This is a genomic window from Rhodoluna sp. (assembly GCF_049276775.1).
Lineage (GTDB): Bacteria > Actinomycetota > Actinomycetes > Actinomycetales > Microbacteriaceae > Rhodoluna.
On the sequence record NZ_JBASXC010000060.1, the window covers coordinates 1 to 3613 of the forward strand.

Consider the following 3613-nt stretch of genomic DNA (forward strand, 5'->3'; position numbering starts at 1 on the left):
GGTTTAATCACAACGGAGAGACCCTCGTCCAAGATGTTTAGATCTGAGTCGGTGATAAGCACCGCAATTTCGACAAGGCAATCTTTCTCAACGTCGAGACCGGTCATCTCACAGTCAATCCAGACCAAATTTTCAGAAGACTTCACAGTTTTCTTTCTTTAGCGCGCTGCTTCGGCAAGCCTTCTGGCTTTACCCCGTTGCTTTTTTGGTCCTTTGAGGGCTTTGCGCTCTTTACGTCCTTCAATCAACCAGTACAGAACTGGAACGATAACCAAAGTCAAGAGCGTTGAGGACACCAGTCCACCGATAACAACGATTGCTAGCGGCTGGCTGATGAAGCCACCTCCAGTGATACCAAATGCCAGAGGCGACAGTGCAAAGATGGTTGCCAGTGCGGTCATCAAGATTGGACGAAGGCGCTGACGAGAACCATCCATGATTGATTGTTGGATGGAGCGTCCCTGCTTGCGGTATTGATTGATTAGGTCAATAAGCACAATGGCATTTGTCACCACCACACCAACCAGAAGCAGCATTCCAATAAGAGCTGGAACGCCAAGGGCTGTGTCTGTTAGAAGTAGAAGACCCAAAGCTCCGGTTGCCGCAAAAGGAATCGAGATCAGCAAGATCAGCGGCTGAACCAGGCTTGAGAAGGTTCCAACCATAACCAGGTAAACAATCGCAACTGCGGCTAGTAAGGCAAGTCCCAACTGCTGGAAGCTCTCGGTCTGCTCAGCCGATACTCCACCGATGGTTGCCGTTGCGCCAAGAGGCAGGTCAATTTCTTCAAGTGCAGTGGTCACCTCTCTCGTGACAGCTCCCAGGTCGTCAGAGTCTGGAGTTAGGGCAACCGTTGCTACTCGCTCACCCTTTTCGCTGGTGATCGAGACAGGTGCCTGGACTTCTTGGACGGTTGCAATCTCCTGAAGCTCGATAATTCCTTGCCTGGTTGGGATCTGAATCTCACGGATCTCTTCCAGGGTGGCAGGGGTGTTCTCCTGCACAATGAAGATAGGAGTCGCCTCATTGTCGATGTTCACATCGCCAATTGAGGATGGGCGAAGGGTCGAAGACACCAGCCCAGAAACCTGAATCTCAGTTAGCCCATACTCGGCTGCCTTGACTCGGTCCACTGTAATTTTCAATGTTCTTTGTTGCTCAGACAGTGAAGAAGAAATCTCGGAGATGTTTTGAACCGATGTCATGCCAGAGCGCACTCGATCAACCGCTTCAAATAGTGCCTCGTCGCTGGTTCCTGCAATCTTGATGTCAATTGTTCCTGAACCGCCAACACCAGGACCTCCGCCAGCGGAGATAGAGGTCTCGCCGATGTCGCTTCTTGCGTCGATGCCTTCTTGAATTGCTTCCTTAATGGCATCGCCATCTGCATCCTTGGCCAGGGAAACTTGGATGGTGGTGGCATTAGCATTGCCACCAAAGTTCACTCGACCATCGGCGCGACCACCAAAGGTTGCAAGTACGGTCTCAACACCGTCTTGCTCGAGAATCAAATCCTCAACAATTTCAGATGCATTATCGCGCTGCTCGAAGGTGCTGCCTGCGGGCATCTCCTGGCGAACCGAGAAGGTGTCGCCTCCGAAGTCGCCGATGAAGTCGGTCTTTAGTTGTGGAATGAGAGAGAAAGTAAAGCCCAGCACTGCTGCTGAGGCAATCAGTGTTACAACCGGGTGTGCCTGGGTGGTTCGAAGAACTGGAATGTATCCGCGCTGCAACCAGCTTCGTCTTTCCTTCTGCTCCTCGACCTCGCGGGCTTTTTCCATCTGTTCAGACAATTGCTGCTCGGTCATTTCGTAAGCCGAAGCTTCAACTGCCGGGGTCTTTAGGAACCAGTAGGCAAGCACCGGAACAATAGTTAGCGAAACAATCAATGAGGCCAGAAGTGCGATTGTGAAGCTTAAGCTAAATGGCCTAAACAGCTCTCCAACTACGCCACCCACGAGTGCAACCGGCAGGAAAACGGCAACCGTTGTGATTGTGGCCGAGGTAATGGCTCCCGCCACTTCTTTAACAGCTTGGATAATGGCGCTTTTCTTTTCCTCGCCGTAGGAAAGATGCCTATTTATGTTTTCAATAACCACAATTGAGTCATCTACCACTCGACCAACCGCAATTGTTAAGGCGCTCAGGGTAAACAGGTTCAGGCTGTAGTCGGAGATTAGTAGCCCTGCGAAGGTTATGAGAAGTGAAGTAGGGATCGAAATTGCTGTCACTAGAGTAGAGCGAATCGAGCCCAGGAACACCAAGATAATCAAGATTGCGAAGGTCAGACCGAGAGACCCTTCAATCGTTAGGTTCTCCAGCTGCTTTTCAACAAAGGGGCCCTGGTCAAACACGGTGTTGATTTCAACATTTCCGCCCAACTTTTCCTTGAGCTCGTCAATCTTTGCTTCAATTCCGTTTGAGATTGCAACAGTGTTTCCATCCTGAGTCTTGGTGACTTGGATACCGAGTGAGTCTAGGCCGTTGGTTCTCGAAATTGAATCAACCGGTTTGTAATCGTAAAACACATCAGCCACATCTTCGATGTTCAAAATCTCGGGGGCAGCAGGTTCCTCTGGAGCTTGCAGACCAGGTGCTGCTACCTGGCCGGGAGCTTGTGCAGCAGCCTGAGCTGCTGCAGCTTGGGCAGCCGCAGCAGCCGCAGCTTGGGCAGCTTGTGGGTTGGCCGAGATTAGCGGAAGAGCTTTGAACTGCTCGAGTGAGTTGACTTCGGTGCCAACCTCAATTTGAAGTTCTCCTGCGTCATCCAAAATAGAACCGGCAGGAATAACAAATCCGTTTGCACGAAGTGCGTCAACGATGTTTTGCTGTGTCAGCCCATTCGCCCTCAGAACATCTGCCTTTAGGTCAAGGGTGATCTGCTTTTGCTTGCCACCGGCGACCGTTATCTCCTGAACGCCCGGTACCTGAGAAAGAATTGGAATTGATACATCTGCCAAGATTTCAGCCAGAGCGTCGTTGTCACCAGTTGTGGAGGCAACAGATAGAACAATGATTGGAACGCTGTCGAAAGAGCCTGAGATAACCCTTGGAGAAACATCTCCAGGTAAAGAGTCCTGAACACTTGAAATAACCGAGTTGAGCTTTTCCTCCACATCTGAGGTGGTGGTACCAAAATCAAACTCCACTCGAACAACCGATAGGTTCGCACTTGAGGTTGAGCGGACGTTCACGAGGTTATCTAGGGTTCTAACCTGGTCTTCGATCACGGACGAGACTTGAGCGTCGACAATCTCAGGCGAAGCACCGGGGTATGCGGTGACAATCGATGCCTGCGGCACCTCAATAGAAGGTAGGAGCTCCTGCTTGAGTGCGGTGGCTGATAGTAGCCCCGCTCCAATAACAAGGATGGTAAGCAAACCAACAACGGAGCGATTAGCGAGTGAGGCGGTGGCAAGTCTGAACAAGGAAAATCCCCTAAGGTTATGTGTTTTTGGGTCAACATCTAACTAAAGCACTAACGACCCCAATAGATAAGGGTATCGCCAGATTCTCCCAGCTAGTTCCCAGCCTCAATGGGCCTTTAGGCTAGAGGGGTGAACATCTCGAAAATCCTGACCCGAGTCGGCCTAATAGTGCTAGCCCTACTTCT

The 3613-nt window shown here is 50.8% G+C and carries 2 protein-coding genes; both read right to left on the minus strand.

Features of this window, described 5'->3' with window-relative positions; genetic code table 11:
• The coding region (locus WAO31_RS03890; protein WP_509590486.1) for an exonuclease domain-containing protein at nucleotides 1-146 on the minus strand (146 nt) is incomplete at its 3' end.
• Between the two features lie 12 nt (nucleotides 147-158).
• A complete protein-coding gene (locus tag WAO31_RS03895) occupies nucleotides 159-3428 on the minus strand; it encodes an efflux RND transporter permease subunit (protein ID WP_509590484.1) in 3270 nt (1089 codons plus the stop codon).
• Nucleotides 3429-3613 lie beyond the last annotated feature (185 nt).